The sequence below is a fragment of the Streptomyces sp. NPDC006925 genome (assembly GCF_042869575.1).
GTDB lineage: Bacteria > Actinomycetota > Actinomycetes > Streptomycetales > Streptomycetaceae > Streptomyces.
Genome location: NZ_JBIAGB010000007.1, coordinates 171,103 through 197,228, shown reverse-complemented (window position 1 = coordinate 197,228; position 26,126 = coordinate 171,103). Strand labels below are relative to the sequence as shown.

General features: G+C 71.7%; 23 protein-coding genes. 3 read left to right on the top strand and 20 right to left on the bottom strand.

The window, feature by feature from the left end:
* Positions 1–111: 111 nt before the first annotated feature.
* Positions 112–948, bottom strand: coding sequence for a hypothetical protein (locus ACFYNS_RS12885; protein WP_388602562.1), 837 nt, complete (start codon positions 946–948; stop codon positions 112–114).
* 293 nt (positions 949–1,241) lie between these two features.
* On the opposite strand from ACFYNS_RS12885, the gene ACFYNS_RS12880 reads away from it, so the two are divergent.
* Both ACFYNS_RS12880 and ACFYNS_RS12875 read left to right on the top strand, forming a co-directional pair.
* Positions 1,242–2,507 (top strand): VWA domain-containing protein, encoded by a 1,266-nt coding sequence (locus ACFYNS_RS12880; RefSeq protein ID WP_388602560.1) that lies wholly within the window; start codon positions 1,242–1,244, stop codon positions 2,505–2,507.
* Entirely contained in the window at positions 2,507–3,343 is an 837-nt protein-coding gene (locus tag ACFYNS_RS12875; RefSeq protein ID WP_388602559.1) for a hypothetical protein, read from the top strand. The genes ACFYNS_RS12880 and ACFYNS_RS12875 overlap by 1 nt, the downstream gene beginning before the upstream one ends.
* Before the next feature lie 76 nt (positions 3,344–3,419).
* On the opposite strand, the gene ACFYNS_RS12870 is transcribed toward ACFYNS_RS12875, so the two are convergent.
* The 6 genes from ACFYNS_RS12870 to ACFYNS_RS12845 form a co-directional block, all read right to left on the bottom strand.
* Positions 3,420–4,115 carry a Crp/Fnr family transcriptional regulator gene (locus ACFYNS_RS12870; protein WP_388602556.1) on the bottom strand — a complete coding sequence of 232 codons (696 nt, stop codon included), beginning with the start codon at positions 4,113–4,115 and terminating at the stop codon, positions 3,420–3,422.
* Positions 4,116–4,338: 223 nt separating this feature from the next.
* Positions 4,339–5,295 carry a M48 family metalloprotease gene (locus ACFYNS_RS12865; RefSeq protein ID WP_388602554.1) on the bottom strand — a complete coding sequence of 319 codons (957 nt, stop codon included), beginning with the start codon at positions 5,293–5,295 and terminating at the stop codon, positions 4,339–4,341.
* A gap of 314 nt (positions 5,296–5,609) precedes the next feature.
* Positions 5,610–6,122: a Pycsar system effector family protein gene (locus tag ACFYNS_RS12860; protein ID WP_388602552.1), complete on the bottom strand. Its 513-nt coding sequence runs from the start codon at positions 6,120–6,122 to the stop codon at positions 5,610–5,612.
* The gene (locus ACFYNS_RS12855) at positions 6,119–7,243 is read right to left on the bottom strand and encodes a PE-PGRS family protein (RefSeq protein ID WP_388602551.1); all 1,125 of its coding nucleotides are present in this window, start codon (positions 7,241–7,243) and stop codon (positions 6,119–6,121) included. Before ACFYNS_RS12855 ends, ACFYNS_RS12860 begins: the two co-directional genes overlap by 4 nt.
* A 65-nt stretch (positions 7,244–7,308) precedes the next feature.
* Positions 7,309–9,429, bottom strand: a complete 2,121-nt coding sequence (locus ACFYNS_RS12850; protein ID WP_388602550.1) for a hypothetical protein — start codon at positions 9,427–9,429, stop codon at positions 7,309–7,311.
* Positions 9,426–10,280 carry a hypothetical protein gene (locus ACFYNS_RS12845; protein WP_388602548.1) on the bottom strand — a complete coding sequence of 285 codons (855 nt, stop codon included), beginning with the start codon at positions 10,278–10,280 and terminating at the stop codon, positions 9,426–9,428. Before ACFYNS_RS12845 ends, ACFYNS_RS12850 begins: the two co-directional genes overlap by 4 nt.
* Before the next feature lie 648 nt (positions 10,281–10,928).
* On the opposite strand from ACFYNS_RS12845, the gene ACFYNS_RS12840 reads away from it, so the two are divergent.
* On the top strand, positions 10,929–11,609 hold the full coding sequence (locus ACFYNS_RS12840; RefSeq protein WP_388602547.1) for a phosphatase PAP2 family protein: 681 nt from the start codon (positions 10,929–10,931) through the stop codon (positions 11,607–11,609).
* A gap of 7 nt (positions 11,610–11,616) precedes the next feature.
* On the opposite strand, the gene ACFYNS_RS12835 is transcribed toward ACFYNS_RS12840, so the two are convergent.
* The 13 genes from ACFYNS_RS12835 to ACFYNS_RS12775 are packed head-to-tail and all read right to left on the bottom strand — an operon-like array spanning position 11,617 to position 26,121.
* Positions 11,617–12,999 (bottom strand): glutamate-1-semialdehyde 2,1-aminomutase, encoded by a 1,383-nt coding sequence (locus ACFYNS_RS12835; RefSeq protein WP_388602545.1) that lies wholly within the window; start codon positions 12,997–12,999, stop codon positions 11,617–11,619.
* A gap of 8 nt (positions 13,000–13,007) precedes the next feature.
* Positions 13,008–13,559, bottom strand: coding sequence for a dTDP-4-dehydrorhamnose 3,5-epimerase (gene rfbC / locus ACFYNS_RS12830; RefSeq protein WP_360303248.1), 552 nt, complete (start codon positions 13,557–13,559; stop codon positions 13,008–13,010).
* Positions 13,556–14,782 carry a polysaccharide pyruvyl transferase family protein gene (locus ACFYNS_RS12825; RefSeq protein WP_388602542.1) on the bottom strand — a complete coding sequence of 409 codons (1,227 nt, stop codon included), beginning with the start codon at positions 14,780–14,782 and terminating at the stop codon, positions 13,556–13,558. Before ACFYNS_RS12825 ends, rfbC begins: the two co-directional genes overlap by 4 nt.
* Positions 14,779–15,729: a glycosyltransferase family 2 protein gene (locus ACFYNS_RS12820; protein ID WP_388602539.1), complete on the bottom strand. Its 951-nt coding sequence runs from the start codon at positions 15,727–15,729 to the stop codon at positions 14,779–14,781. The genes ACFYNS_RS12825 and ACFYNS_RS12820 overlap by 4 nt, the downstream gene beginning before the upstream one ends.
* Positions 15,726–17,045, bottom strand: a complete 1,320-nt coding sequence (locus tag ACFYNS_RS12815) for a hypothetical protein (RefSeq protein ID WP_388602537.1) — start codon at positions 17,043–17,045, stop codon at positions 15,726–15,728. Before ACFYNS_RS12815 ends, ACFYNS_RS12820 begins: the two co-directional genes overlap by 4 nt.
* Complete coding sequence (locus ACFYNS_RS12810) at positions 17,042–18,334, bottom strand: DUF4910 domain-containing protein (protein ID WP_388602654.1); 1,293 nt, start codon at positions 18,332–18,334, stop codon at positions 17,042–17,044. Before ACFYNS_RS12810 ends, ACFYNS_RS12815 begins: the two co-directional genes overlap by 4 nt.
* Positions 18,335–18,351: 17 nt before the next feature.
* Entirely contained in the window at positions 18,352–19,383 is a 1,032-nt protein-coding gene (locus tag ACFYNS_RS12805; protein ID WP_360301703.1) for an SDR family oxidoreductase, read from the bottom strand.
* Between the two features lie 3 nt (positions 19,384–19,386).
* Complete coding sequence (locus tag ACFYNS_RS12800; RefSeq protein ID WP_388602534.1) at positions 19,387–20,034, bottom strand: PIG-L deacetylase family protein; 648 nt, start codon at positions 20,032–20,034, stop codon at positions 19,387–19,389.
* A complete protein-coding gene (locus ACFYNS_RS12795) occupies positions 20,031–20,864 on the bottom strand; it encodes a glucose-1-phosphate cytidylyltransferase (RefSeq protein ID WP_360301698.1) in 834 nt (277 codons plus the stop codon). Before ACFYNS_RS12795 ends, ACFYNS_RS12800 begins: the two co-directional genes overlap by 4 nt.
* Entirely contained in the window at positions 20,861–22,105 is a 1,245-nt protein-coding gene (locus ACFYNS_RS12790) for a class I SAM-dependent methyltransferase (RefSeq protein ID WP_360301710.1), read from the bottom strand. The genes ACFYNS_RS12795 and ACFYNS_RS12790 overlap by 4 nt, the downstream gene beginning before the upstream one ends.
* Positions 22,102–23,349, bottom strand: a complete 1,248-nt coding sequence (locus ACFYNS_RS12785; RefSeq protein ID WP_388602531.1) for a glycosyltransferase — start codon at positions 23,347–23,349, stop codon at positions 22,102–22,104. The genes ACFYNS_RS12790 and ACFYNS_RS12785 overlap by 4 nt, the downstream gene beginning before the upstream one ends.
* Positions 23,350–23,351: 2 nt before the next feature.
* Positions 23,352–24,587, bottom strand: a complete 1,236-nt coding sequence (locus ACFYNS_RS12780; protein ID WP_360301692.1) for an O-antigen ligase domain-containing protein — start codon at positions 24,585–24,587, stop codon at positions 23,352–23,354.
* Position 24,588: 1 nt separating this feature from the next.
* The gene (locus ACFYNS_RS12775; protein WP_388602528.1) at positions 24,589–26,121 is read right to left on the bottom strand and encodes a right-handed parallel beta-helix repeat-containing protein; all 1,533 of its coding nucleotides are present in this window, start codon (positions 26,119–26,121) and stop codon (positions 24,589–24,591) included.
* Positions 26,122–26,126: the final 5 nt, after the last annotated feature.

Below are 26,126 nucleotides of genomic sequence, written 5' to 3'. Positions count from 1 at the left end.
GGAGCACGGGCGGAAGGGCGCGGACGGCGGTCGGGGTTCCCGCCGTCCGTGGATCCGCCACGTCCGCACCGCGCGCGGAAGCCGGCCCGGGCGGGACCGGCCGCGCGGGTGTCAGCCGCCCGTGGGCCGGACGGTGTTCATGATCTTCTTGATGTCGTCGGCGTTCAGCGCATCGGGCACGCCCTGGTCCGCGTAGATCACCCAGCCGTGCATGGTGCCGTCGGGGAGCTTCTGCGCGATGCTGTGCACGACGGCCTTCGGCGGCACGCACGCGCTCGGCCGGTTGGTGACGGTGACCTGGGCGGTCGCCGTGTAGCCCTCGATGCCGCCGTGCTTCCACGGCTTCGCCTGGCTGACCTCGATCTTGGGCTTGTGGTCCTTCCCGCCGTACGCGGCGAAGCCCCAGTTGCCGGCCCAGTTGCGGGCGTTCTCCTGGAGGGAGCCCTCCTTGCCGCCGCCGGTGGTACCGACGGTGGCAAGCTGCCCCTTGCTCGCCTGGCCGATCGCATCGGGGTTGGGGTTGGAGCCGCAACCGCCCTCGCGGTAGTTGGCCGCCGCTGTCATGACGACGATCGGCTTGCCGTCCTTGTCCGTGTAGGAGAGGGCCGTCCCCTTGTCCAGGACCTTCCACTTCTCGGCCTTGGCGGGCACGTCGTAGCGGAAGTGGTGCTTCTGCGAGGACTGGGTCTGCCAGCCCTCGACCATCGGCTCGTCGCCCGCGGGGGCCGCCGGGTCGGAGGACTGCGAGGCCCGCTCCGAGGGGCTCTTCGAGGCGGCGGACTCCTTGTCACCGCCCTTGCCGGCGTCGTCGTTGCACCCGCTCAACGCGACGGCCAGTCCCATTCCGAGGGCCGCGACCAGGGTCCTCTTCCTCCGGTGAACCGGTGCTGCCGCCGGGGTGGGCTGCGGATGCTGAGCGGTGGACTGCGGGGCCTTTGACTGATACATGATCAACACTCTAGGCGCATCGCACTGCTGCTCGGGCACCGGATGGACCTCCCTTACGAGACGCATACCGGCCCGTGACACGGCGCGCAAATCCGTCCCCGGACAAGGACGCCGGCCCCGGGCGACCACAACGCCCGCCAGATTCCGGAAACCGTTACGGAACACCCGACCGGCGGACCGCGAAGAGGCCCGGGGGCCGAGCGCGGGCAGCGCCAACCCCCCGCACACAGCCCTCCGTCGCCGCCGTCCGCAGCCGTTTTGGATCGCCTCCGGATCCTCAATACGATCTGGCGATGATCACCAGAAGACGGCTTGTGACCGGGGCGTGCGCCCTGCTCATGGCCCTGCCCCTCGGGCTCCTCCCGACCGGCACCGCGAGCGCCGAGCCCGCGTCGGACGAGAACGCCCCCAAAGTCGAGTTGACGCTCGATGTCAGCGGCTCCATGCGGAAGCGCGACATCGACGGCAGATCCCGGATGGCCGCCGCCAAGCAGGCGTTCAACGAAGTCATCGACGCGGTACCGGACGAGGTCCAGCTCGGTATCCGGACGCTGGGCGCCCGCTACCGCGGTGACGACCGGAAGGAAGGCTGCAAGGACACCCACCAGCTCTACCGGATCGGCCCGCTGGACCGCACCGAGGCGAAGACCTCCGTGGCGACGCTCGCGCCCACCGGCTGGACGCCCATCGGCCCGGCGCTGCGCGCCGCGGCCGACGACCTGGAGGGCGGCGAGGGTTCCCGCCGCATCGTCCTCATCACCGACGGCGAGGACACCTGCGCGCCGCTCGACCCCTGCGTGGTGGCGCGCGAGATCGCCGCGAAGGGCATCAACCTGACCGTGGACACGCTCGGCCTGGTCCCCGACGCCAAGACCCGCGAGCAGCTCAGCTGCATCGCGGAGGCCACCGGAGGCACCTACACCTCCGTCCGGCACACCGAGGAACTCACCGACCGGGTGAACCAGTTGGTCGACCGCACGGCCGACCCCGTCGCCGTCCCCCGGCCGACCGAAGGCTCCCGGACGTGCTCCCAGGCGCCGAAGCTGCGCCCGGGCCTGTACACCGACCGCGAGAAGTTCGGTCAGCACCGCTTCTACCGGGTCGAGGTCCCGCCCGGCAAGGAGCTGCGCGCCTCGGTGAGCATCGGGGCCGACCGGGCCGTCCACAACGACTACGGCGTTCTGCTCCGCGCCGTCACGGTCCACGGCCGGGAGATCGTCCGCGGTTCCGAGGCCGGCGACGGGCGCACCGACCTGATATCCACCGGCCTGCGCTATCCCAAGATGCCCGCCGACGAGGACGAGGCGCCTGCGGAGACCGTGTGCCTCCAGGTCAGCAACTCCTTCTCGGCGCCCGCCTCGGTCAAGACCGAGCCCGGGCTGCCCCTGGAGCTGACCGTCGACCTGGTGGAGAGCCCGCACGAGGCGGCCGACGTCGCCTCCTTCGGCCTGGGCCGCGGCTGGTGGATGCTGGGCGCCCTCACGCTCTCCGGGCTGCTGGCCGGTCTGCTGTGGGGCTGGCTCTCCCGCTGGCGCAACCCCGTCAGGAGGGGCCACTGATGCGTATCATCCGCACCCTGGCAAGCGCGGCGCTGGCCTGCGCGGCACTGTTCGCGGGAACGGGCGGCGCGGCGGCGGACACCGCCTCGCCCGACGCCGAGGACGGCAACTCCGGGCCGACCCGGGCCGGCACCGGCTTCCGTGATGCCGCAGCCGTCCCGCCGGGCCGATCGGCCACCGCGAACGCGTCCAGCGGCGACTACCTGTACTGGGTCTTCCCCCTCGACACCGGGCAGCGCGCCACCTTCAAGGCCGAGGTGGAGCTGCCCGAGCAGTCCGCCCGGCACGGCGACTCGACCTGGCGCATCGACGTGTACGACGGGCTGCGCCGCCGACAGCCCTGCATGTACGGCATGCAGAGCAGAGTGGCCACCGGGGAGACCGCGTCGGTCGAGCTGTCCTGCACCCTGCGTCCGGTCCGTTCGCTGACCGATCCGTGGTCGGCGCACCCGCTGCCGGGCAGCTACTACCTGCGGCTGACCGCCGTGGACGCCCCCGAGAAGGATCTCGGCCTGCCTATACGGGCACAGGTCGAGGCCGTCACCAAGGACGCCGGCGGTGCCCACGCGGTCGACGGGTCCCTGTCCACCCCCCTGACCCCGGGGGTATCCGCGACAGACGGCAAGGACGCGGAAGACGGCGAGGAAAGCGCAAGCCCCGAAGCGCAACAGGGCCCGGCAGCCGTCGAGCCGGAGGACGGCTGGTCCTCCGGCCGCTGGTCCGACCGCTGGATCTGGACCGTCGCGGGAGGTGTCCTGGCCGCCCTCGGCACCCTGGGCGGCTACGCCCTCGCCCGCGGTCCGGGACGCCCCTCCCGGATGCCACCGGGCGCCTGACCGAGCGGGCCCGATACGTGCTCCGGGCGGCGGATGCACCCCCGCCGCCCGGAGCACGTCGTTGCGGCGCGGGCGGCTACTCTTCGCCCCCTCCCATCCGGCGCAGCCGGTCGGGACGGACAAGGACCAGCCCTCTGCGGCTGGTGCGGACGATGTCCCGTTCCCGCAAGCTCTTGAGCAGCCTGGCCACGGCCTCACGGGAGGCTCCGACGGCGCCTGCCAACTCGTGCTGGCTCAGCCCGGCGGTCAGGCGGACTCCCTCCGCTTCCTCTACCCCATGGGTTCTCGACAGCTCCAGCAGCAGAAGTGCCAGCCGCTCACGCACCCCGAGCGCGCCCTGCTCCACGCGCCGCCGGTCACTGGCCCTGGTCCGGTCCCCGATCAGAGTCAACAGGTGGAGCGCCGTGGCGGGGAACCCCGCCAGGTGGGTGAGAAATAGACTGCGATCGATCGTGACGGCCTCGACCCGTCCGAGTGCGGCGACCGTCGCCGAGCGCGGGCGGCCGCTGACCGCGGATGCCTCACCGACCACGTCGCCCGGCCCTCGCAGTGCGAGCAGAGCCTCGTATCCGTTGGCAGCGGAATGGGTGACCTTCGTCCACCCTTCGAGGATGATCACCACGTGGGTGGACGGTTCGTCCTGGTGCACCAGCACCGCCTGCGGTCCGTACGTCATGGGCCAACCCAGTTCCAGCAGCGCGACCCGCTCCTGGGTTTCCAGACGGGCGAGGAACGGGACTTGGTCGTCCAGCCTGCCTGCCCGAGACGGCACCACCGCTCCGGGAATCGTGGGACCGCTCTCCGATCTCCGCCGTTCCGGTACCGAACCGGTCGAACCGTCGGTGTCCACCAGCACTCCCCCAAGGCCAGGCGACTCCACTCTCCTTCGGCAAAGCCTTCCCCGCGCTCCGGGGCTCCAGCCTAGGACACGTGGCCCAGCTCTGTGGGCACGCCGGGGCCGCTGCTACCCGCCCCGCGCACCACACGGCACTGTCTCAGCGCCCGTTCAGGTACGGCGCAAGGTGGTGCAGACGGGTGAAGTAATCGGGATGAGAGGACAGGAGCCGTCCCGAAAAGCTCTGCTCACGACCGTATGCCGAGGTCCCCTTGCCCGCTGCAGCGGTCCGGCCGCAGCCGGACAGAGCCGGAGCCGTCACCCGTCCGCTGGCTGCTTCCGCTGTGTGCATCATGTGCAGCACTTCGGCAAGCGGCGGCCCGAACCCGACCGCCGCCGCGTGACGATCGGCCCGTAGCTCGGCTCGCCGCGCCACCGCGGCCAGCAGATAGGGGGCGACAACCAGCGCCAGAACAATGAACCAGAAGGACAGCACGATCAACGCCAGGCAGATGCCCACCACAAGGAGAAGCGCTGCCGTCGCACAGCCCATGCGCCCGGGACGGAGCAGGGCAACCAGCCGGACGAATCTCCGCGCGGCCGCCCACGCGAGGCGTCCCGGAAGCGCATACCACTGCCCCAGAAGCGACGACCACGCGTGACCGCGCACATGGTGACCCAGCTCATGAGCGAGAACGGCGGCCATCTGACCGTCCGAGAGATGGTCCAACGAGAAGCGGGTGACCCCCACGATATGCCCCGCTGCTGCCAAGGCGTTGAGATGATCGCTGTCCTCGATCCACAGCTCGTAGGCGCGGCCCTCGACACCGGCCCGAGCGCTCACTTCCCGCCACAGCGGCTCGAGCCGGGCCCGTTCGCGCGGTGTCGGGTGGCGGAGCTTCAACAGATGACGGGCCACGGCCCGTTCGGTCGGACGGTGGAACGCCATGGCACCCGAGGCGATCCACATGAGGATTCCCGTCCACTCCATCGCAGGCAGCAGGGCAGCGGAGAGTACCGCCACGATCCCCAGGCTCGCGAGTGACGAGGGCAGGCACAGCAGGAGTTGCCCCACAGCGGTGGCATCGATTGCCCGCTGCCGCTTGGCGAGGTGCACACGTCCGCGGCGACGCAGGTCCTCGTGCGACGCGCGCTCGCTGTCCCCGGGAGCCGACCGGACTTCGGGGCCGCCGGGTGACTGGCCGTCCCCGGTCGATCCGGGCTCGCCCGGATATGATGGTGGGGGCGGCATCGTCCGGGTGACGTGGTGGGGTCCTTGGGGATCAGCGTCCGAGGGAGCGGAGTACCGCGCAGCAGCGGGGCGGGGAGCGCGTCCGGGGCGGGCAGGATCGGGAGGAGTGGTCATGGAAACTTCCTGTCTGGACAGACGGCCTCAGATGGCGAGGTGGGGGACAGCCCGGCGCGGGTTGTTCAGCCGACGAACTGCGCGAGAACCAGGAGCGTGACTCCTGCGCAGTAGGCACCCAGACCCCCGCGGATCCACCGGTGTTTGGCTCCGACGATGCGGCTGTTCTGGGCGAGGGCGTCGAGCACGCCGTCGTCCGGGCGCGATTCAGTGACGGCGAGCGCCTCAGCCAGCCGACCGTGCTCCGTGGCCCGGCGGATGTCGTCGAAGTAGGTCAAGGGCCGTCCGGGCGACCACCGACTGGTGCCGTACCGGGGCAGGACGGCGAGGAGCAGGCATCCCAGTGCTCCAGCCAGAGCGGCCATAGCAGACCACGACAGCACGTTCCCGGCATTCGAAAGCCGCGACAGGGGGCCGCCGCAGGCTGTGAGCAGGCCACCCAGCAGAGTCATCGTCATACTCATGACGCCCAGCAGCAGCGACGCTTTGTTGTCTGCGTACGCGGTCTCGGATCGTAATTGCGCCAGCAGACGAGTCCCCTCGCAGGCGGTGTCGGCTCCGGTGCGACCAGTGCTCATCGCTCCCCCTCAGCATGGGAGGCCGGGGCTCCGCCTGCCTGCTCACGAGGAGGCAGGCAGCTCTCGGCGGCCCCGGACCAGGACAGCGGATCCGGTGCGAAGGGCGCTGGGACGGCGTCAGGCAGGTTGCGGGCGAGGAGTTGCTCCACGATCCCCACGGCCTGCCTGTTCAGACCAGCCCGCTGATAGTCCTCCGGGGTGCCTTCCTTCAACACTCGCAGAGCGGCCTCGGACTGGTTGCGGATCAGGTCCAGCTGGTCCTTGCGCAGGTTCTCCATCACGAGCCGGGAGTCCTCCGGGTGCTGCGCCAGGTGCAGGGCCCACATCGCCACGCCGCCCTGCTGCAGGTAGGACTCGTAACAGTCGATCTTGGCCGTCTCCAGTTCCCTGGCCTCTTCCTGTTGGCGCCCCTCGAGCATGAGCAGTTCGTGCTCGTACCGCGCCTGTTCCTTGTTCCGCTCCGCCTTGAGCCGGTCTTCCCGCATCGCCATGTCGTGCGACTGGCCCAGCTCGGTGTCGGCGTACCGCATGCGGCGCAGTTCCTGCTGGTGGGCGACCGCGGCATCGTCCGGCCTGACCCGCGTCGCGTACGAAGTGCGCAACCCGACGTCCTCTCCCAGCTCGCCCGCCCTCGCGAGCACTCGGCACACCGCGGATTCGGCCTCCTTGCTCCGGTCGATCGGGTAGCCGCGACTCACCGGATACATCAGCCGCTGCAGTCTGCGTTTCAGGAAGGCGGGCACATCCCGCTCTCCGCTGGCCACGAACTGCTGCGGCCCGGAGACCTGCCAGGTGAGATCCACTTCGGCGGAGAAGTCGAAAGCGTCGTTGTCGCTCGGCAGCGACAGCGACGCGGTGAAGGTGTGCACCCCCGTGTCGACTTCGTAGACGGCGGTGTACGGGCTGGCAGCGAACAACGAGCGCCTCGGCCGGTGGGGCGGCAGATAGACATCGAACCCGCCTTTGTCCGTGGTGAAGACCAGTGCGTTGTCGATTCGGCTGTAGCTTCTGCGGTGGTCGTAGCGGGACAGCTGACGCACGATCAGCACCGGGTCGGCCAGCTCGGTGTGCCGGTCGGCTCCTTGGTCCCAGTCAGGTGCGCGGCGCAGGTCGGCCATCATTCGTCTCCTCACTCGATGGTGATCCGCGGCTTCGTTCCCGCAGCCACGGAGGGGAACCCGGGGTCTCAGACCACCGACATCAGACGCTCGGCAACGGCGGGAACGGCGCCTCGGCAACCGTCGCGCAGCGTCTCCAGCATGTGCGCGAGGCGCTTGCGGTCCTCGGCTGAGCCGACGAGAGCAGGAAGCAGCGTCGCCAGTTCCTCTTCGGCCTGCGGATCGGCTCCCGCTTCCCTGACCCAACCGGCCAGTGCCCTCAACGCGTCGGTGGTGTAACGCAGATCACTCAAGGCAGTCCGCCACAACAACAACAAACGCTCCGCGTCCGCGCCACCCCAGTCTCCGTCCGTGGCCGCCGAGGTGGCCTCGGCGTACCATCGCAGCAGCATTCTGCTGTCGCCACGTGTGCATGCCATGACGAAAGCCTGGAGCGCCAGCCGGTGGTCCGACCCTCCGTCCCCGAGAAGTTGAAGCAGTCCCCGCAGCACCCGACTGCGCACCGGCGCCGACTCGTCGCTCAGCAACAATGCGGCCGACTCGGCGATGTGCTCCGCCTCCTGCTCCTCCTCTCCGGTGCGAGCAGCTTCGGCCAGTGCCCTCAGCGCCTCGTCGGGCATCCTCGGACCCACCAGGGCATAGGCCCGGATGGCTGTCCAGCGATGCCTCGCCTCGGCCCCCTCCTCGCACCAGGAGCGCAGGATCTGCGAAATGTTCGGCGCGTCGAGGGCGTGTGCCATCGCCAGAGCGTTGGCAGCGACGAGGCAGTCGCGGTAGCGCCTCGATTTCGCCCAGTCCTCGATCAGCAGCGCCATGGCCGACGGCAGATCGGCCTGGGCGAGTACCGCGGCCGTCACCGCCGCGCGGGCACGCACCAACGGCCGTCCGTCCTGGGCGAGCCGCCGGAGCCACTCGAGAAGAGCGGGGCGCGCGGAGGGGTGACTCGTCCAGACCTCCCGAAGGACCTCGCCGGCAGTTCTGGGCTCCTGGAAACGGGCCATGCGCTGCCGCACCGGACCCCACTCGGTGTGCTCCTTCTGCCAGTACTCGATGGCACGGGCCAGACGCAGACGCTTCGTGATGGACGTGCCGAAGATACCGACCCGCGGCTCGCGTCCGGCGTCCTCGGTTCGCTGGAACTGCGCGAACAGCGCGTCGCTCAGCTCTGCGGTCAGTGCGTAGGCGGCCTCGTCGAACGCCGCGAGGGAGATGAGGAACGCCTTGTCCCTGAGTTGGGTCTCCTCGTCCCCGAACCACTCCTGGACCTGTTCCCGGACCAGCCCCGTGCCGACCTCCGCGAGTTGCTCCGGCGTCACGGCACCCTCCACGTGCGCGCTGAGGACCTTCGCGAACGCCGCCGCCTCCCGTAGCTGATGGCCTTCCCTGCCGAGGAACTCCCGGGAGGGTCGCAGGGCAAGCAGTTCCGACTCCTTGCGCGAGTTCTGCACCCGGGCATGCAGATGCGAGCGGAGCACGGCCTGGGGTGACGGCGGTTGCCATTCGACGGCAGACACACCTTGCAGGGAGGCGAACAGGTCGACGGTGATGACCAGGTAGGCGTCCTTCTCGCGGAGCGTTTCCCGCACGGCCCACAGGTCGATGTCGCGCAGCGGGTTCTCCCTGTTCGTCGCCAGGTCGCTGATGAGGTAGCCAAGTGAATCGCCGTTCAGTTCGTCCTTGACAGCGGTCGGACGTGTGTTGGGGTCGACGGCGCGTACGGGCACGGCACCGAGGGCACGCAGCAGCATCAGGCCTGCGCTGCGACGGCCGGAGAAAGGGGCACCGGACAGCACGAGGACCCGCTCCTCGCGCAGCCGGTCGCGGAGGGGGTGTACCAGTTCCTCGTATCCGGCGAATACCTCAGCCAGCTGGTCGATCTCCTCGGGCGGGATGTTCCCGGAGGTGTGCGTGGCGGTGCCGAACCGGTAGTGGTGCTCGACCTTCGTGCCCAGGACAACGTCGCCAGTGACGCTGCCTCCGCTGACCCCGGTCTGAGCACCTCCGACCAGGCTGCCGCTCACGGCCTTCGGTACGTGCTCGTACAACTCGCGCCGGGCGGACCAGGGATCCTGTGGGCGGTCGTCTGCCGCCTCGACGTTCTCCTCGCCGTTCTGCTCGGGCCCGTCGGTCTTCAAGACGTCGTCGTCCTGCGGCCGCTCTCCCCTCCTGTCCCCGGCGTTCTCGCTCATGACTGGCCGCTCCGGCCCTCGCGCCGGACGCTCCCCAGAACCACATCGCCGGTGACCCGGCCTCCGCTGACCCCGGTCTGGTCGCCGAGGACCTGGCTGCCACCGAAGGACGCGTTCGCGCCGCTGAACGTGACGGCCACCCCCCGGTCGGTAGGCGCTGCGGCAGAAGTCGGAGCCTGTCCGCCGGCGGCACCCGACGCAACGACGTCGCTGCTTTCCGGCGACGCAGCTCCCGGGACAGGAACAGGGGCGGCTGACAGAAGTGGACCGTGCAACCACAGGTCGAGCCGGTCCTTCTTCACGGCGACCGCGGCGTGATGGAACTGCTCCGGGCGCAGGCCGCGGTGCCCGTGGCGCACCACACCTTCGTAGACGGAGGGTGACACGCCCAGCACACAGTCCGATTCCCGCCTCGCGAGCGCTTCGCGCAGAACGTCGGCGTCGAGCAGTCGGCACGATTGATTGAGGTCGTGGCCGACGAGTCCGCCGACCGTGCCGTGCTTCGGATCCAGAGCGACCTCTCCCGCGGCCAACACCATCCGCAGCCGCATCTGCGCACTGCTCGATGCCAGCCGGTTGTACTGGCACAGCACATCGGGAGTACTCGTCAGCAGAGCTCTCAGCAGTGCGGTCTTCGGGATGTCAGCGCTGACCAGAACGATCAGGCCGTCTCCGCGGTCCTCGCGGTACTGCATGTTCCGCTCGACACCCGCCTCGGCCAGGGTGTCCTCGACCACATTGTGCAATTCCCGGCGCAGGCAGGCCTGCGCCACATCGTCCCGTCGGCTGAAGTCCTCGATGTCCAGCAGCAGGATGGTGCGGTTGACGGGTTCTGTCAGGGCCAGAGTCATGCGTGCCTCTCGGACGATCGGGCTCGGTCCGGAGCACTATCCCGCGGGGGTCTGACAGCGCAGAAGGAACAGCTGCACACAGGGTCTGTAACCGATGACACACAACGCCCCATGCTGAGCTCGCTGTTGGCCTGGCCTCCACACAGTGCCCGGTTGCCGCAGCCGGGTTGCTCGTTAGGGTGATACCCCGGCGGCCAGCCCCCGGGCCGTCGGGCAGCCCGAGCCGCGCGAGCGCACGGGAAGCGTCCGGCAGGGCGCGGGCCGAGGGGGCCCGGACGGAGCCGTGCCGGCCAGGAGGGGATACCGGGGGCGGTTGCGGTCGCCCGGTCGCCGGGGAAGAGCCGGGCCGGCGGGGCGCAGACGAGGGGCCCGGCACCACGGCCGGGCCGACAGAGTGTGGGGGGCGACGATGCATCGGCTGGACGGAGCAGGCCCGGCACCCGGCCCGGCCCGGTACGGGCCCACCGGATCCGGAGTCCGGCTCGGCCCGTCCGCGCGGCCCGCGGAGGCCGGCGGTCCGGACCGTGTGTGCGGGCGGACAGTTCGGGCGGTGCCTGGTCGCCGCAGCGCGGCGCGGCACGGGGGAGAGCCAGGCGTCTCGACGGACAGGCAGGTCGCCGCCGCGGGCCGGACCGGCGCGGTGGGCGGGTGACCGGGCGGGCGGCGCCCGCGCTGCTGGCTTCCCCGCTGCGCGCGGCGTTCGGGCCTGTCGCGGCTCTCGCCGCGTTGGTGGTCGCCGTGCTCGGATTCCGGTACGCCGGGGAGAACGGGCCTGGCGAGGTGGAGGCGCGGGTCCGGGCGGAGTTCGAAGGGGTGGGGTCGCCGTGGCGACAACTCGCCGTGGCCACGGACTTCCTGGGAGAGCCCGCGGGGGCGGCGGCGCTGATCGCGGCAGCGGTGACGGGCTGCCTGCTGCTCCGGTGGTTTCGCGCGGCGGTGCTCACGGTGGCCGGGACCGGGCTGGCCGTGGGGGCGACGACGCTGCTCAAGCATCTGGTGGGACGCACCATCAACGGCGGGTATCTGTCCTACCCGAGCGGGCACACCGCCTTCGCCACCGCACTGGCCCTGGCCGTGGCGCTGCCGGCAGCCGGCCGGCTCGGCCTGGGCAGGACGGCCGGCCCGCTCCTGGTGTTCGCCGCGGCGCTGGCCGGCGGTGCTGCCATGGGCTGGGCACAGGTTGCCCTGGGGGCGCACTACCCGACCGACGCGCTCGGCGGCTGGTGCACCGCGCTGGCGGTGACACCGGCGACCGCCCTGCTGATCGACCGTGCGGCCGGCCGACGGGCCATCCGCACGGACCGGGCCGCTCCGCCGGGTCCGAGGTGACGCTACGTCAGGACGAGCGGCTGAACACAGGCTGCACGGGCCGTCCGCCCAGCCAGGGGGTGGGGTCGGCGGCGTCGAGCGCCTTCCGGTACACCGCGCAGGCCCCGGCCACCACCTCGACGGTGCGGTCGATGTCGGCCTCCTCGAGTGCGCTGCTCACCACGAACGACGGGGCCAGCACTCCGCCCGCGAGCAGGTGCCGCAGGAAGAGGGTGCGGTACTCCTGCGAGGGCTGCCGGTTCTCGTCCAGGGTGGCGAACACCAGGTTGCTGGCCCGGCCCCGGACGACGAGGTGGTCGCCGACGCCCGTGCTCGCGGCGGCCTCGCGGACACCGGCGGCCAGCCGCTCCCCGAGGGCGTGCAGCCGTGCGGTGATGCCTTCCTCGACGTAGGTGGTGAGCACGGCCTGCGCGGCGGACAGGGCGTGCGTCTCCGCACCGTGCGTGGTGGACAGGAGGAACACGCGGTCGCCGGGGTGCCGCAGTCCGCCTCGCTCCATCAGCTCGCGGCGCCCGGCCAGCGCGGAGACGGCGAACCCGTTGCCCAGCGCCTTGCCGAACGTGGAGAGGTCGGGGACCACGCCGTACAGGCCCTGGGCTCCCGCCTCCGACCAGCGGAGGCCGGTGATCATCTCGTCGAAGACCAGTACGCAGCCGTGCCGGTCGGCCAGTTCGCGCAGACCGGCGAGGTATCCGGGTGGGGGCTCGGTGTGGGCCGCGGGTTCGAGGATCAGACAGGCGACCTCGCCCCGGTAGCGGGTGAGCAGCTCCTGGGTGGCGGCCAGGTCGCCGTAGGGAAAGGACAGGGTGAGTTCGGTGGTCGCCTCCGGAACCCCGGCGGACATCGGTGTGGTGCCGATGAACCAGTCGTCGGTGGAGAAGAACGGGTGGTCGCCGCAGAGGGCCACCCGCTCGCGCCCGGTGGCGGCGCGTGCGAGGCGCACCGCGGCCGTGGTGGCGTCGGAGCCGTTCTTGGCGAACTTCACCATGTCGGCGGTCGGCACCGTGGCCAGGAAGCGCTCCGCCGTCTCGACTTCCACGACGGACGGCCGGACGAAGTTGCTTCCGCGGTCGAGTTCCCTCCGCACCGCCTCCAGCACGCGCGGATGTGCGTGACCGAGACTGACCGAACGCAGGCCGGAGCCGTACTCGATGTAGCGGTTGCCGTCCAGGTCCCACACATGGGCACCGCGACCGTGGCTGATGACCGGGGCGAGGTCGGCGGGGTACTGGTCGTCGCCCTTGGCGTAGGTGTGCGCACCGCCGGGGATCAGGGCGTGCAGCCGCTCGTTCGCCGCCCGCGACCGGGGGAGGAAGAACTCTTCGCTGTCCGCCGCGGCTTCGAGGGCCGCGGCCGCGCTGTCGGAGCGCTCGGGGCTTTCGGTGTCCATGTCGGGCCTCACCTCTCCCTGTGCTTCAGGACCTCGGCGAGGCTCGGCGCCTCCCGGTCCCGCCGGGACATCGATGTGACCGGCAGCGGCCAGCCGATGGCGAGCTCCGGGTCGTCGAAGGCGATCGTCACGTCCTCCGCCGGATCGTGCGGGCGGTCGATCCGGTAGGAGGTGTCGGCGGTGTCGCTCAGCGCCTGGAAGCCGTGCGCGCATCCCGCCGGGAGGTACAGGGTCGTCTGCGTCTCGCCGGACAGCTCGAAGGAGGCCACGTTGCGGTGGGTCGGCGAGTGCGGCCGCAGGTCCACGACGACGTCGAAGATCTGTCCGTAGGAGCACCGCACCAGCTTGGCCTCGCCGTCGCCGGAGCGCAGGTGCAGGCCGCGCAGCACGCCCCGCACCGAGCGGGACACGCTGTCCTGGACAAAGGCGTCCGGGTCGAGGCCCACCGAGCGGATCACGTCGGCGTCGAAAGTGCGGCAGAAGAAGCCGCGTTCGTCGGCGTATGGCGTCGGCTCGAACAGGTATGCGCCGGCGATCGCCGGGACGTGGGTCGCCTTCATGGAGTCTCCTGCCGGGTGCGGGCGTGCGGATGGTCGTTCGCCGGGAACAGGGTGGCCGTCAAGGCCTCGAACTGGTCCCGGAGTTGCCGGGCGGTGAGCCGGTTGCGTTCGGCGAGGGTCCGGCGCAGCCCGACCGATCGCCTCTCCAGCGCGCGGAACTGCTCCAGCAGCCGGTCGGCATCGACCTCGCGGGCCGGGTGGCAGTACGCGCCCAGCCCCATCCGGGCCAGGAGCGCGTCGCTCTTGGCCGCGTAGCTGAGAGCGAGCGTCGGGGTGCCGGCCTTCAGCGCGCAGACCAGGTTGTGGTACCGGGTCGCCACCACGATGTCGGCAGCTGCGGCCTCCGCCATCAGGTCGGCCAGCGAGGTCGCCTCCGCGGCGTCGACCAGCGGCGAGTCCACCGCTTCGCGGATCGCGTCGACCACCCGGGCGTCGCACTCGTCGCCGGTGAGCAGCCGGACCGGCCTGCCCTCCTCGACCAGCGCGCGCACGAACCGGGTTGTTCCGTCGAGGTAGCGGCGGTGGATCTCCTCGGCGCGGGCGCGGTCGTCGTTGCCGCCGTGGAAGTCCATGACGCCGACGCAGACCAGGCCGGGCGGGCCGGATCCACGGCCGGCCGCTGGTGCCGGCAGGGCGAACGCGAGGTCCGGGTGGACCTCGTCGCGCGTGGTGTCCACACCCATCTCCCGCATCGCGTCCCGGGACAGCTCGTCCCGGTATGACCGGTGGGCGGCCAGCCGCGCCGACCAGCTCACCAGTGCCCGGGTCACCCGGTCGCCGATCGCGGCGGCGCCGACACCGACCAGCGCGACCTTGGTGCCGCACAGCCGCCCGGAGGCGCAGAGCAGGAACAGCGCATACGGGAAGCCCCACGGCCGCAGCGGCAGCGTGGCCTCCAGAACGCCCATGCCCGGCACGATCACCACGTCGTGCCGGCGCACCCAGGCGGCCGTGCGGACCACGTCGACGAGCTTGCCCAGCCCCTTGCCCGCGATCGAGCGCGCCCGGGACGCGGTGCGGTACTCCCCGCGGTACCAGTGCAGCCGCGTCGCGGGAATCCCGTACCGGGCCGCGACGGTCTCGGGCCCGCCGCACAGCGCGTCCACAACCGCCTCCGGGTGCTCGGCGCGCAGGTAGGCGAGCACGGCCTCCAGCGATCCGTCGTTGCCCAGATTGCCGGAGCCGAGCAGTCCGAACAGCCCGACGCGTGGGGAAGTTGTCATGTCCGTCGCCCTTCGCGGCCTGCGACGAGGTCGTCGACGGAGACGGTGAGCCCGGCCGCCGTCCCGACCGGGGCGCGATCCTCGACCCGCTCGCCGGCGCCCGGCCGGACCCGGCTGGTCAGCCACGCGGCCAGGTGCCGGTAGCAGGCGCGCCGGTCGGCCGCGGACAGCGGCGCCCGCCGGATCGCCGAGGCGAAGCCCGCGACGTACTCGGCCAGCAGCCGGGGCGTCGGGTGCAGCGGGCCCGCCCGTCGCGGGTCCAGATTGACGCACCGGGAGCGTTTGGAGGGGTTCGCGCGCTCGGCACGGGTGGGGTGGTCGCGGCGGAAGTACAGGAGCTGAGGCACCTGGTGGAAGGGCCCGTGCAGGACGATCTCGGCGACGAACGTCCGGTCCGCGTGGTGATAGCTGTCGTGCGGCCTCACCCGGCGCAGCATGTCGGCGCGCATCACTCCGTAGAAGTCGTCGCCACCGGGCTCGAACAGGAAACTGCGGAAGCGCTCCGGTGCGTGCGGCGAGTCGGTGGCGAGACCGTACTCGTAGGGGACCTTCACCTGTCCTTCGCCGTCGATGACCGCCTGGCCGGAGTGCGCCAGGACCACGTCCGGCCGCGCGTCCAACGCCTCCACACAACGCCGCAGCAGGTCACGGGCGTAGAGATCGTCGTGCGAGGCCCACTTGAACAGCTCGCCGCGGCACTCGGTGAAGACGTGGTTGTGGTTCGGTGCGGCGCCTATGTTCCGGCGCAGCCGGAGGTAGCGGATGCGTGAGTCCTGCGCGGCGTACTTGCGGCAGATGTCCTCAGTCCCGTCGGTCGAGGCGTTGTCGGAGACGACCAGTTCGAAGTCCTCGTAGGTCTGGCCGAGCAGCGCGTCGAGCGCCTCGGCGAGGTACTCCTCACCGTTGTACACGGGCAGGCCGATGCTCAGCCGGGGATGCGCGTTCATGGCGTCCTCACTTCGCGGATGGGGTGGTGGTGGCGCTCGCGCAGGGCGGACCGCAGCTGCAGCCACCACACAGCCGAGCCCAGGAGCGTCGCGGCTGCCACGCCCCAGGCGGAGCCGACCGTGCCGGCCGCGGCTGCCCCGCCGAGCCCGCCGCCGACATAGCAGGCGGAGGCGAACAGCTGGCTGCGCAGGCTGCGCCGGGCCGCGGCGAGCGCGCGCAGCCCGGCGGCCGCACCGGTGCCCAGGCCGGCGCCCGCCACGCCGAGCGTGGCGGGCACGATGAGCTCCGCCGCGGCATGCCAGACGTCGCCGAGCACCAGCGCGCCGGCCCGGTCCGGGAGCAGCAGCAGCGCCCCGCCCCACAGCAGTGCGGCGGCGGCCTGCCCGCCGCCCAGCAGGAGGCAGAACGGGCCCAGCCGGTGCGGGGCCCGCCGCAGCACCCGTGCCGCCTCCGCAACGGTGACCAGCGAGAGCCCCATCAGCACGGCGAGGAACGGGCCGAGCAGCAGTTCGGCGCCCCGGATCACACCCACAGCACCGACCCCGGCGATCGCGCCGAGCCCGTACGCCCGCAGCTGGCTCGCGCCGCTGACGCAGGTGTTCTCGACCAGATACCGGTAGCCGAGGTCGCGGTGTTCGCTCAGCCACGCGCGCGCTCCGGTGGGCCGGGGCAGGATGCCGGACTGGAGGCAGCCGTAGGCCGCGGCCACCGCGGCGGACGCGCCCCAGGCGACCACGAAGGCGGCGACGGTGCCCACGCGGGCCGCGCAGACCATGGCCGGGACGAGCGCGACGCCCCACACGAGGTCGTTGACGAACGCTTTGCGGCCGGTGCCCGCGGCGAAGAACGAGTACCGCCAGGCGTCCTGCAGCAGCAGCCCCGGCAGCAGCACGCCGAGGCAGGCGAACGCGGACCCCACCTGCCCGCCGAGCGCCGGTCCGAGTGCCAGGCACACCGCCCCGGCGGCGGCACCGACGCCGAGCGAGGTACCCGAAGCACGGGCCACGGCGCCGCGCCAGGACGCGTCAGGCACACCGCTGAAGCGCACCACGAGCGGGTCGGTTGCCATCCCGCGGGAGACACTGAGGACCACGCCGTAGGTCACCCAGGCCAGGCTGAAGGCGCCGAACGCGGCCAGGCCGAGCGAGCGCGCCACGTAGACGCCCACCGCGAAGTTGGTCATGCTGGAGGCCGCCTGGTCGGCCAGCCCCCAGGAGAGCCGGCCGACCACGGCCCGCCGGGCGGTCGGCCCGGAGCGCCCGGCCGGGGCGGCCGGCTTCGCTGTGCGCTCCCCCTCGGTGCTCATCGGCGTCATACCTTGATCAGCCCTGCGTCGTGCAGGGCGTCGGCCGCGACGGCGACGGTTTCGAACGGCAGCCCGGACCGCTCGGCGATGTCCAGCAGGCTGTGCTCTCCCTCGGAAAGGCTGAGCACCCAGAGCATGGCGAGCTGGGCCTGCTTCGCGTCGCTGCGGCCGCCGAGCGAGTCGTACAGGCCGCGGCGGCCCAGCTGCGGTTCGCCGTGGGGGCTGAGGTTGACGTAGCGCCGGTTGCGGTCCAGCACGGCGAACGCCTCGCGGCAGACGGCGAGTGTGTCGGCCATCGCCTCCGGGGTGACGAAGTCCAGGTTGTCCGCCGAGGTGTGGTACTCGGGGTACCCGGCATACGGGGTCCGGCAGAGCGAGCCCACGCCGAGGTCGAATCCGGGTGAGCAGAACTGCCGCTCGTCGTAGCCGTAGGGGGTGAACTCCGCGATCCGGTGGGGGCGTTCGGAGGTGCGCAGCACGTGTCTCAGCACCCGGTCGATCTCCGCGTCCCCGCGCCTGCTCTGCTTGTACGTCAGTCCGCCCCGGTCACCCGCGCAGGCCAGCACCAGCCCGTGCTCGACCCGTCCCCCGGCTCCCGGCTCCGCCCCTGCCGGGGACGCTCCCTGCACCCGGTCCGCGTAGCGGGCCAGCCATGTGATCGCGCCGATGGTGCCGGGGGCGAACAGGAACCGGTAGGTGTACCACGGTGTGCGCTCCGCCAGCGCGCGGGCCAGGAACGTCGCCACCGCGATACCGGCCAGGTTGTCGTTGGCCAGCGACGGGTGGCACACGTGGCAGGAGACGAGCACCTCGTCGGTGACCTGCCCCGGGACGACGTGCTCGGCGTAGGTGAGGTGGCCGTCGGTGAGTGCGGAGTCGATGCGCACCTCGTACGTGCCGTCCGGCAGGGCGTCCAAGGTGTCCTGGGCCAGGCAGAACCCCCATTCGGGCGCGTAGTAGCTGGTGCGGTAGGGCACCCAGGACGGGTGGTCGGGCAGCGTGTGCAGGTGTTCGCGCAGTTCGGCCAGCGGCATGGTCGCCGACACCGGCACGCTGTAGCCGAGCACGTGCAGGCTGGAGTCGGCGAAGTCGACGACCCGGCGGCCCGTGCTGTCGGCGATGTACGCCTCCCGGATGTTCCACTCCTGCGGCACCGTCCAGTCGAGTACCCGGGTGCCGGTGGGCACCTCGTGCACCTGCAGCGGGAGATACTCGCCGACGATCTCCAGGGTGGCGCGCACACCGTCGCCGGTGATGCTCCGGCAGAGCGGATACAGCCGCTCCACCAGGTTGTACATCTCGTCACCGACGGCGGTCACCGGCGCCTCCGCAGGGTTTCGTCGACGGCTCCGGCCTCGGACGCGGCACGCAGCACGGCCAGCCGGGTGAAGCGGTGTTCGAAGTCCTCCCGGGTCAGCCCGTGCTCCCGGTAGGCGTCGGCGAGTTCGAGGGCGCCCTGCTTCACCGTCCACGCGCACTCGAAGCCGGGCACCGCGCCACGGAACCGGGAGAAGTCCACCCGGTAGGACCGCGGGTCGGCACCGGTCTCCCCGGTGATGACCACGCGCGAGCCGGGCACCGCGGCGGCGACCTCCTCGGCGATCTCGGCGACCGTGACGTTGTTGGTCTCGCTGCCGATGTTGAAGGCCCGGTCGTGCACCGCCTCCCGCGGCGCGGTCAGCGCGGCCGCGAAGGCCCGTGCGATGTCGGCGGCGTGCACGAGCGGGCGCCAGGGCGTGCCGTCGGAGAGCACCAGCACCTCGCCGGACAGCAGCGCGTGGCCCACCAGGTTGTTCAGGACGATGTCGGCGCGCAGCCGGGGCGAGTAGCCGAAGGCGGTGGCGTTGCGCATGTACACCGGGCTGAAGTCGTCGTCGGCCAAGGCGTGCAGGTCATCCTCCACCCGTACCTTGGACTCGGCGTAGGGGGTCACCGGGCGCAGCGGGGCGTCCTCGGCCACCAGTTCGTCACCGCCGGCGGCGCCGTAGACCGAACAGGTCGAGGCGTACAGGAAGCGCCGCACCCCGGCCTCGCGGGCCAGCCGGGCCAGCCGCACCGAAGCGCGGTGGTTGATGTCGTAGGTCAGCTCCGGAGCCAGCGCGCCCAGCGGGTCGTTGGACAGCGCGGCCAGGTGGATCACCGCATCGGCTCCGGCCACGTGTTCGGCCGTGATGTCGCGCAGGTCGACCTCTCCCCCTGCTCCCGGCGGGTCGGCGGGGGCAGGCCCCAGCACACAGTCGGCGAACAGGGCGGCGTCGAGGCCGACGACTTCGTGCCCGGCGTCGGCGAGGACCGGGGCCATCACGGTGCCGAGGTAGCCCTGGTGTCCGGTCAGCAGCACGCGCATGGTTCAGTCCCCCAGGTCGAGAGTGAGTTTGGTGACGGCGAACGCTTCGGCGTAACGCGCGTGGCATTCGATACCGCGGATCCGCGCGAGGCCCAGGAAGGCTTCGCGGTCGTACCAGGGCCGGTGCCGCTGCGAGGGGTAGTGCTCCTGCAGCAGCCGCACCTTGTGTTCGGCGTGTTCCGGCGACAGCGGTTGATAGGCCGCCGGACGGCCGAGGTCGCCGTCCCACTTGACGATCTCGTAGCCGAGCACGAGATGGTCGCGGAACGCGGTGGTCATCAGCTTCGCCAGGCAGCGGTGATCCTGGTGCGCGTCGTCGGTGCGCGGTGCCAGCACGAGGTCCGGGTCGGTCTCCGCGCGCAGTTCCTCGACCGCGGCCTTGGCCTCCTCCCACCGCGACGGCAGCCGGCCGTCCGGCAGCTTGAGCACGGTCAGCCGCAGTTCGGCGCCCGGGCAGAAGGCCGCGAGCGCGGCCCGCTCCTCCTGCTCCCGCTCGCCGCCCCCGCCGCAGAGCACCAGCGCGTCGACGCGGATACCCGGCCGCGCCCGGCACATCGCCAGCAGCGTGCCGCCCGCTCCGATGGCGATGTCGTCGCAGTGCGCGCCCACTGCGACGATCCGCTCCAGGCGTCCGGCGCCGAGCCGGATCACGCGCCGACTCCGACGCCGTGCCTGCTGCCGGGGGTGTCCCCGACCGCTCCGGCACCGTCCCGTTCCCACACGGCCCACGGTCGGTCGCCCCGGGCGTGGGCGGCGTCGAGCGCGGCCCGCTCCTTGACGGTGTCGGTCGGCTTCCAGAACCCGCGGTGCCGGTGCGCCACCAGTCGGCCGCGCTTGGCCAGTCCGGCACATCCGTCGGCGACCAGGTCGCCGTTCTCGGGTATGTGGTCGAAGACCTCCTGGCGGAGCACGAAGTAGCCGCCGTTCTCCCACAGCGGCAGTTCGCTCACCGCGGTGATGCCTCCGACCAGCCCGTCCTCGCCCAGGTCCACGCAGTGGAACGAGGACTGCGGCGGCACCACCATCATCGACGCACCGGCGTCGCGCCGCGTGAACTGCTCGATCATCTGCGGCAGCGGAGCATCGGTGAGCACGTCGGCGTAGTTGGCCAGGAACATCTCGTCGCCGTCCAGGTGCTCGCGCACCCGCCGCAGCCGCTCCCCGATCGGTGATTCGATGCCGGTCTGCGCGAACGTGATCGTCCAGTCGGCGATGTCGGTGGACAGCAGCTCGGTCCGCCCGTTGCGCAGCACGAAGTCGTTGGAGGTGGTCTCCTCGTAGGTGAGGAAGAAGTTCTTGATGTGGTGCGCCCCGTATCCGAGGCACAGGATGAACTCGGTGTGCCCGTAGTGCGCGTAGTAGCGCATGACGTGCCAGATCAGCGGCCGCGGGCCGACCATCGCCATAGGTTTGGGGATGTCGTCGGAGGCTCCGCTGCGCATCCGCAGTCCGTAGCCGCCGCAGAACAGTACGACCTTCATGATGTGACCTCGACGATGCTCAGTTCCGGGATGGGAAAGACCAGTCGGCCGCCCCAGGCGTGCACGTAGGACAGCTGCTCGACCAGTTCGGTGCGCAGGTTCCAGGGGAGGACCAGCACGTAGTCCGGCCGGTCGGTGCTGATCTGCTCGGGTGGCAGGATCGGGATCCGGGTGCCCGGGGTGAACCTGCCGTGCTTGTAGGGGTTGCGGTCGACCGTGTACGGGAGCAGGTCGGGCCGGATACCGCAGTGGTTGAGCAGGGTGTTGCCCTTGCCGGGAGCGCCGTAGCCGACGACCGTCTCACCGCGCTCGGCTGCCTCGACCAGGAACCGCAGGAGGTCCCGGCGCACCTTCGCCACCCGTGCGGAGAACTCGGTGTAGCCGGTCAGCTCGTGCAGCCCGGCGGCCTTCTCCCGGTCCAGCACCTGGGCCACCCGCGGGGTCGGATCCCCGGCAGCGCCGGTGGGCCGGGCCCACAGCCGGATGGAGCCACCGTGTGTGGGCAGCAGTTCGACGTCCACGAGCGCCAGTCCGCCGGTGGCCAGCGCCCGGGCGGCGGAAGCGACCGTGTAGTACTGGAAGTGCTCGTGGTAGATCGTGTCGTACTGGTTCTGCTCGATCAGGGTCAGAAGGTGCTGCACCTCGATCGAGACCCAGCCGTCGTCCGCGACCAGAGCGCGCAGCCCCCGGGTGAACCCGACCACGTCGGGGATGTGTGCGTACACGTTGTTCGCCACGACCAGGTCCGCCGCCCCGTGCTCGGCGCGGACGGCCGAACCGGTGGCCGGGTCCAGGAACTCCGTGAGCGTCGGGACGCCCGCGTCCCGCGCCGCGACGCCGACGTTCACCGACGGCTCGATGCCCAGGCAGCGGATCCCCCGGTCCACCAGGTGCCGCAGCAGGTACCCGTCGTTGCTCGCGACCTCGACCACGAAGGCGTCTCTCTCCGCGGAGTCGAGGGCGAGCTCGTGCACGGCGTCGGCGACGAACGTGCGCGCGTGCTCCACCCAGGACGTGGAGAAGGAGGAGAAGTACGCGTACTGGGTGAAGGTGTCCTCCGGGGTGATCAGCGGAGGGATCTGCGCGAGCCGGCACTCGGTGCACACGCGCAGGTGCAGCGGGTACGTGGGTTCCGGCTGGTCGAGTTGGTCCGCGGCCAGGAAGCTCTCGCACGGTGGCGTCGCACCGAGGTCGACCACGCTCGCCATCGCTTCCGAGCCGCAGAGCCGGCATCGTGTCATCTGCATCTGCTGTCCCCATCCCCCCTGCGCGCCGGGCCGTCCCCGGCGCGATCCGGTGCTGACCGACCCGCGATCGCGGTGCGGTACTCCTCCACCAGGCGCTCCAGCCCGACAGCCGGGCTGAAGTCCTGCTCGTATCGGTGCCGGGCCGCTCGGCCCAGCTCCCGGTTGCGGTCCGGCCCGGACGCGATCCGGCGGATGCAGGAGGCGAGCGAGTCCGCGTCTCCTGGCCGGTGCAGCAGCCCGCTCACTCCGTCCTCGACGAGCTCGACGAAGGCGCCGTGCCCGGCGGCGACCGCCGGTACCCCCGCCGCCATGGCCTCCACGACCACCAGGCCGAACGCCTCCAGCCAGGTCGAGGGGGCCACCACCGCGACCGACCGCGCGACCGCCTGCCGGCACTGCTCCGGGTCGTACAGGCCCACGTACCGCACGTCGTCCCGGCCCGCCGCCCAGGCGCTCACCTCGCCCTCCAGCGGCCCCGTTCCGGCGATCACCAGAGGCACGCCCACACCGCCCGCCGCGGCGATCCCGTCCCACGCGGCCATGAGCAGCCGGACTCCCTTGGCCTCCGCGAGCCGGCCGAGATACAGCAGATGCTCGCCGGGGCCCACTCGGAAGCCGCCCGGGTCGGGCACGAAGTTGTGCTTCACCGCCAGTCGTTCGGGGGGCATGCCGGCCCGCACCAGGACGTCGCGCTGCGCCGCGGAGATGCACAGGAACCGTTCGACGCCGGACCACCAGCGGCGCCGGTTGACCGACAGACTGATCGCGAGCGGCACCGTCGCCAGCCGGGAACCGCGGTAGCAGCCGTGCCGGACGGCGGGCAGCGGCGCCGAGCCCACGCACTCCGCGCACGGCCGGCCCTCGCGCTGCAGGGTGCCGGGCGGGCAGACCTGGGTGTAGTTGTGCAGGGTGGCGACGGCGGGCACACCGGCGTCGGCGCAGGCGGCCAGCACCGCGGGCGACAGCAGCGGGAAGACGTTGTGGACGTGCACCACGTCCGGCCGCTCGGCGCGGAGCCGGGCGGTGAGCTCGGCGCGGACCCGCGGGTTCCACGGGACCAGCAGCGGCACCGCGGCCTTGCCCGGCAGGGAGCGGGCGGCTATGTCGTCGCTGCGCCGCTCGAAGACCTCGACCCGGTGTCCGGCCGCGCGCAGCAGCCCGACCTCCTGGTCGACGACTTTGTTCTCCCCGCTCGGCTGCGCCGAGGCGTAGCGGTTGTGCACCACGAGGACGTGCATGCTCAGGTCACCTCCCGGCTGGGATTCAGGGCGTGCGGCCCGCCGCGGTGTCCGGAGTCGCCGGGCGGCGGGAGGGGCGGGGCCTCGGCGGGTGCGGCCAGCAGCGAGGCGGCGACGGCCAGATGCAGCAGATAGGGCGAGGCGTCGCCCAGTCCGGCCTCGGTGTAGGAGGCGATGGCGCAGTAGCTGATCAGAAAGATCGCGCAGGCCCGGGACAGCGACGGGGGCCGCAGCAGCGCGCCGCCGCCCAGCACCACGAAGAGCGCCGCCACGAGGGCGATCCCGGTCAGGCCCTGCTCCTGGTAGACGGCCAGCCAGCTGTTGTCGATCGGCAGGCCGCCGAACGACTTGTCACCCAGGCCCGCGCCGAACAGTTGCTCGACGGCCGTGCGGGGGGCCGCCAGCAGGGCGTCCCAGACCTTGGCCCGGCCGGTGAGACTGGTGAAGTTCTCCTGGCTCTGCCCGCGCAGGAACCATGCCCGCAGCGCGGGGCCGAACCCCACCGCGGCCACCACGGCGCACAGCACGGTCCACACGAAGAACCTGCGCGCTGCGGCGCTGGTCAGGACGAGCGAGCCGATCGCCAGCGCCAGCCCGGTGAACAGGCCGAGGGTGGCGGTCCGGGTGTGGGTCAGCGCGAGGAGTACGGCTGACGGCACGATGACGGCCGCCGCGCTGCCCCTGTCGGTCCGGTGGCCCAGCAGGAGCAGCACGGTGAGCCCGATGATCACGGCGGCGTACTGCCCGATCTGCGGCGGGGTGAGCGGCCACAGTGCGCCGACCAGCCGGCCGCCGTAGAGGTCGGGCAGGGCGGCGCCCGGCGAGAGGAGCGCACCCGCGGCCACCGACCCGAGCACCGCCAGATACATCCGGATGTGGTGTCTGACGAACGTCGAACTGCCGTCCCACCAGCGGCTGAGCAACCACAGGGTGCTGACGAAGAGGGCCAGCCGGGTACAGCGGAACAGCGCGCCGAGTCCGGATTCCGGATGCGCGCTGGAGATCAGGCTCGGCACCAGCAGCAGGGTGAGCAGGAGCAGATAGCCGCCGGGCCGGATGCGCAGCCGGGGGTTGAGCACGAGTGCCAGTGCGAACGCGGCCACCAGCGCGCCCATGGTGACCAGTTGGATGAGAGAGCGGGGCAGCGGGATGATGGTCTTCGCCCCGGCGGAGCCGAGCGTGTTGAGGATCAGCAGTCCCCAGACGACTCCGACGGTCCTCGGTGTGCGCTGTTCCATCTCACCCACCGCCCAGGGGCCGGAAGGTGCTGCCCGCGTCCTGCCGGTAGGGCGCGGCCTGCCACTGGCCGGGGTCGAGGACCCGGCTCGGGTCGTGGGCGACGAAGCTCCACGGTCCCAGGTAGACGTTGTCGTGCCAGCGGTTGTGCTGCTTGCGGGTGATCGCCTCGGCCACCCGGTCGCCCTGGTAGGGCGACCAGTCCGGGTAGGTGCCGTAGTTGGCCAGCAGCGCCATGCGGTCGCACTTGACCGTGCACTCCACGACGGAGGTGTCCAGCACGAAGCGGTTGTCGTGGATGTCCACGCGCTGGGTCTTCCACCGGCAGTCACTGTAGAGCGGTGGCTCGGCGATCTCCGGGCGCGTGCAGCGGTCGGTGTCCTTCACCAGCAGGGTGCAGGAACCGGTGGAGGTGTTGGCCGGGCTGTTGCAGAACCGGTCGGCGTTCTCCCACAGGGTGATCCCGGACCAGTTGTTCTCCAGCACGTTGCGGTAGATCTCTATCCTGTCCGTGCGGGCCGGGATCCGCGGTTCGCCGCCGGCTTCGGACAGGTAGACGGTCGCGAACGGGAAGCTGTCGCCGCGGTCGGCGTATCTGCGGCCCTCGACCCAGTTGTTCCGCCGGATCGTGTTCTTGCGGACGACCGCGTTGTAGCTGGTCTCGTAGATCAGCGCCGCACCGTCGTTGGCCTCCAGGACGTTGTCCTCGATGCGGAAGTCGTTGTTGTTGGTGTCCGCCCACAGTCCGGCTCCGCGGTTGTCGTGCACCCAGTTGCCGCGGATGTCGGCGCCGTCGACGGCCCAGAACTTGACGCCGCCGGTGCAGCCGCAGCCGGGCCGCCGCCGCTCCCAGTCGTCCCGGTTGTTGTCCGCGATCTCGTTGTCCTCGACCACCAGGCCGCTGATACCGCCGGACGCCTTGTAGGCGTTCATCCCGTACTGCCCGTTGCCCCGCAGGCAACTGGCGCGGACCCGCTGGCGGGCGCCGGCCATCAGTCCGGCGCCGGAGTTGTACTGGATTCTGGCGTGCTCGATCACCCATCCGTCGGCCGAGTCGTGGTTGACCACGCCCTCGTCGTGCGGCGCGACGAAGCCCTGCACGGTCAGGTGCCGGATGGCGACGTCGCGGGCGCTGCCGCCGAACGCGTACTGGTTGGTCTTGCGGCCGTCGAGCACCGCGCCCGGCGCGCCGAGGTAGCTGTTCCCCTTCTTGGGGACGACCTGGGCGTGGCGGCCCCGCTCGAGCCTGTGCTCGCCCGGCCGGAGCCAGAAGACGGTGTTCGGGGGGCTGCTCCGGGTCTTGGCGGCCAGGTCGCCGACCACCGCGGGGTCGACCGGAACCGCGCCGGCGGGCGGCTTCGCCGGGCCGGCCGCGGGCTCGGCGCACACCCGGGCGGCGGGCCTGGCCGCGGACGGGGGCGGCGCGGCGCTGGGCTCCGCCGGGGCGCCGGGTGTGCCCACACAGCCGGTCGCCGCCACCAGGGCCAGTACCGGTGCCGCCACCGGTAACGCCCGGTGCCGCCGTTCGATCCCCACGCGTC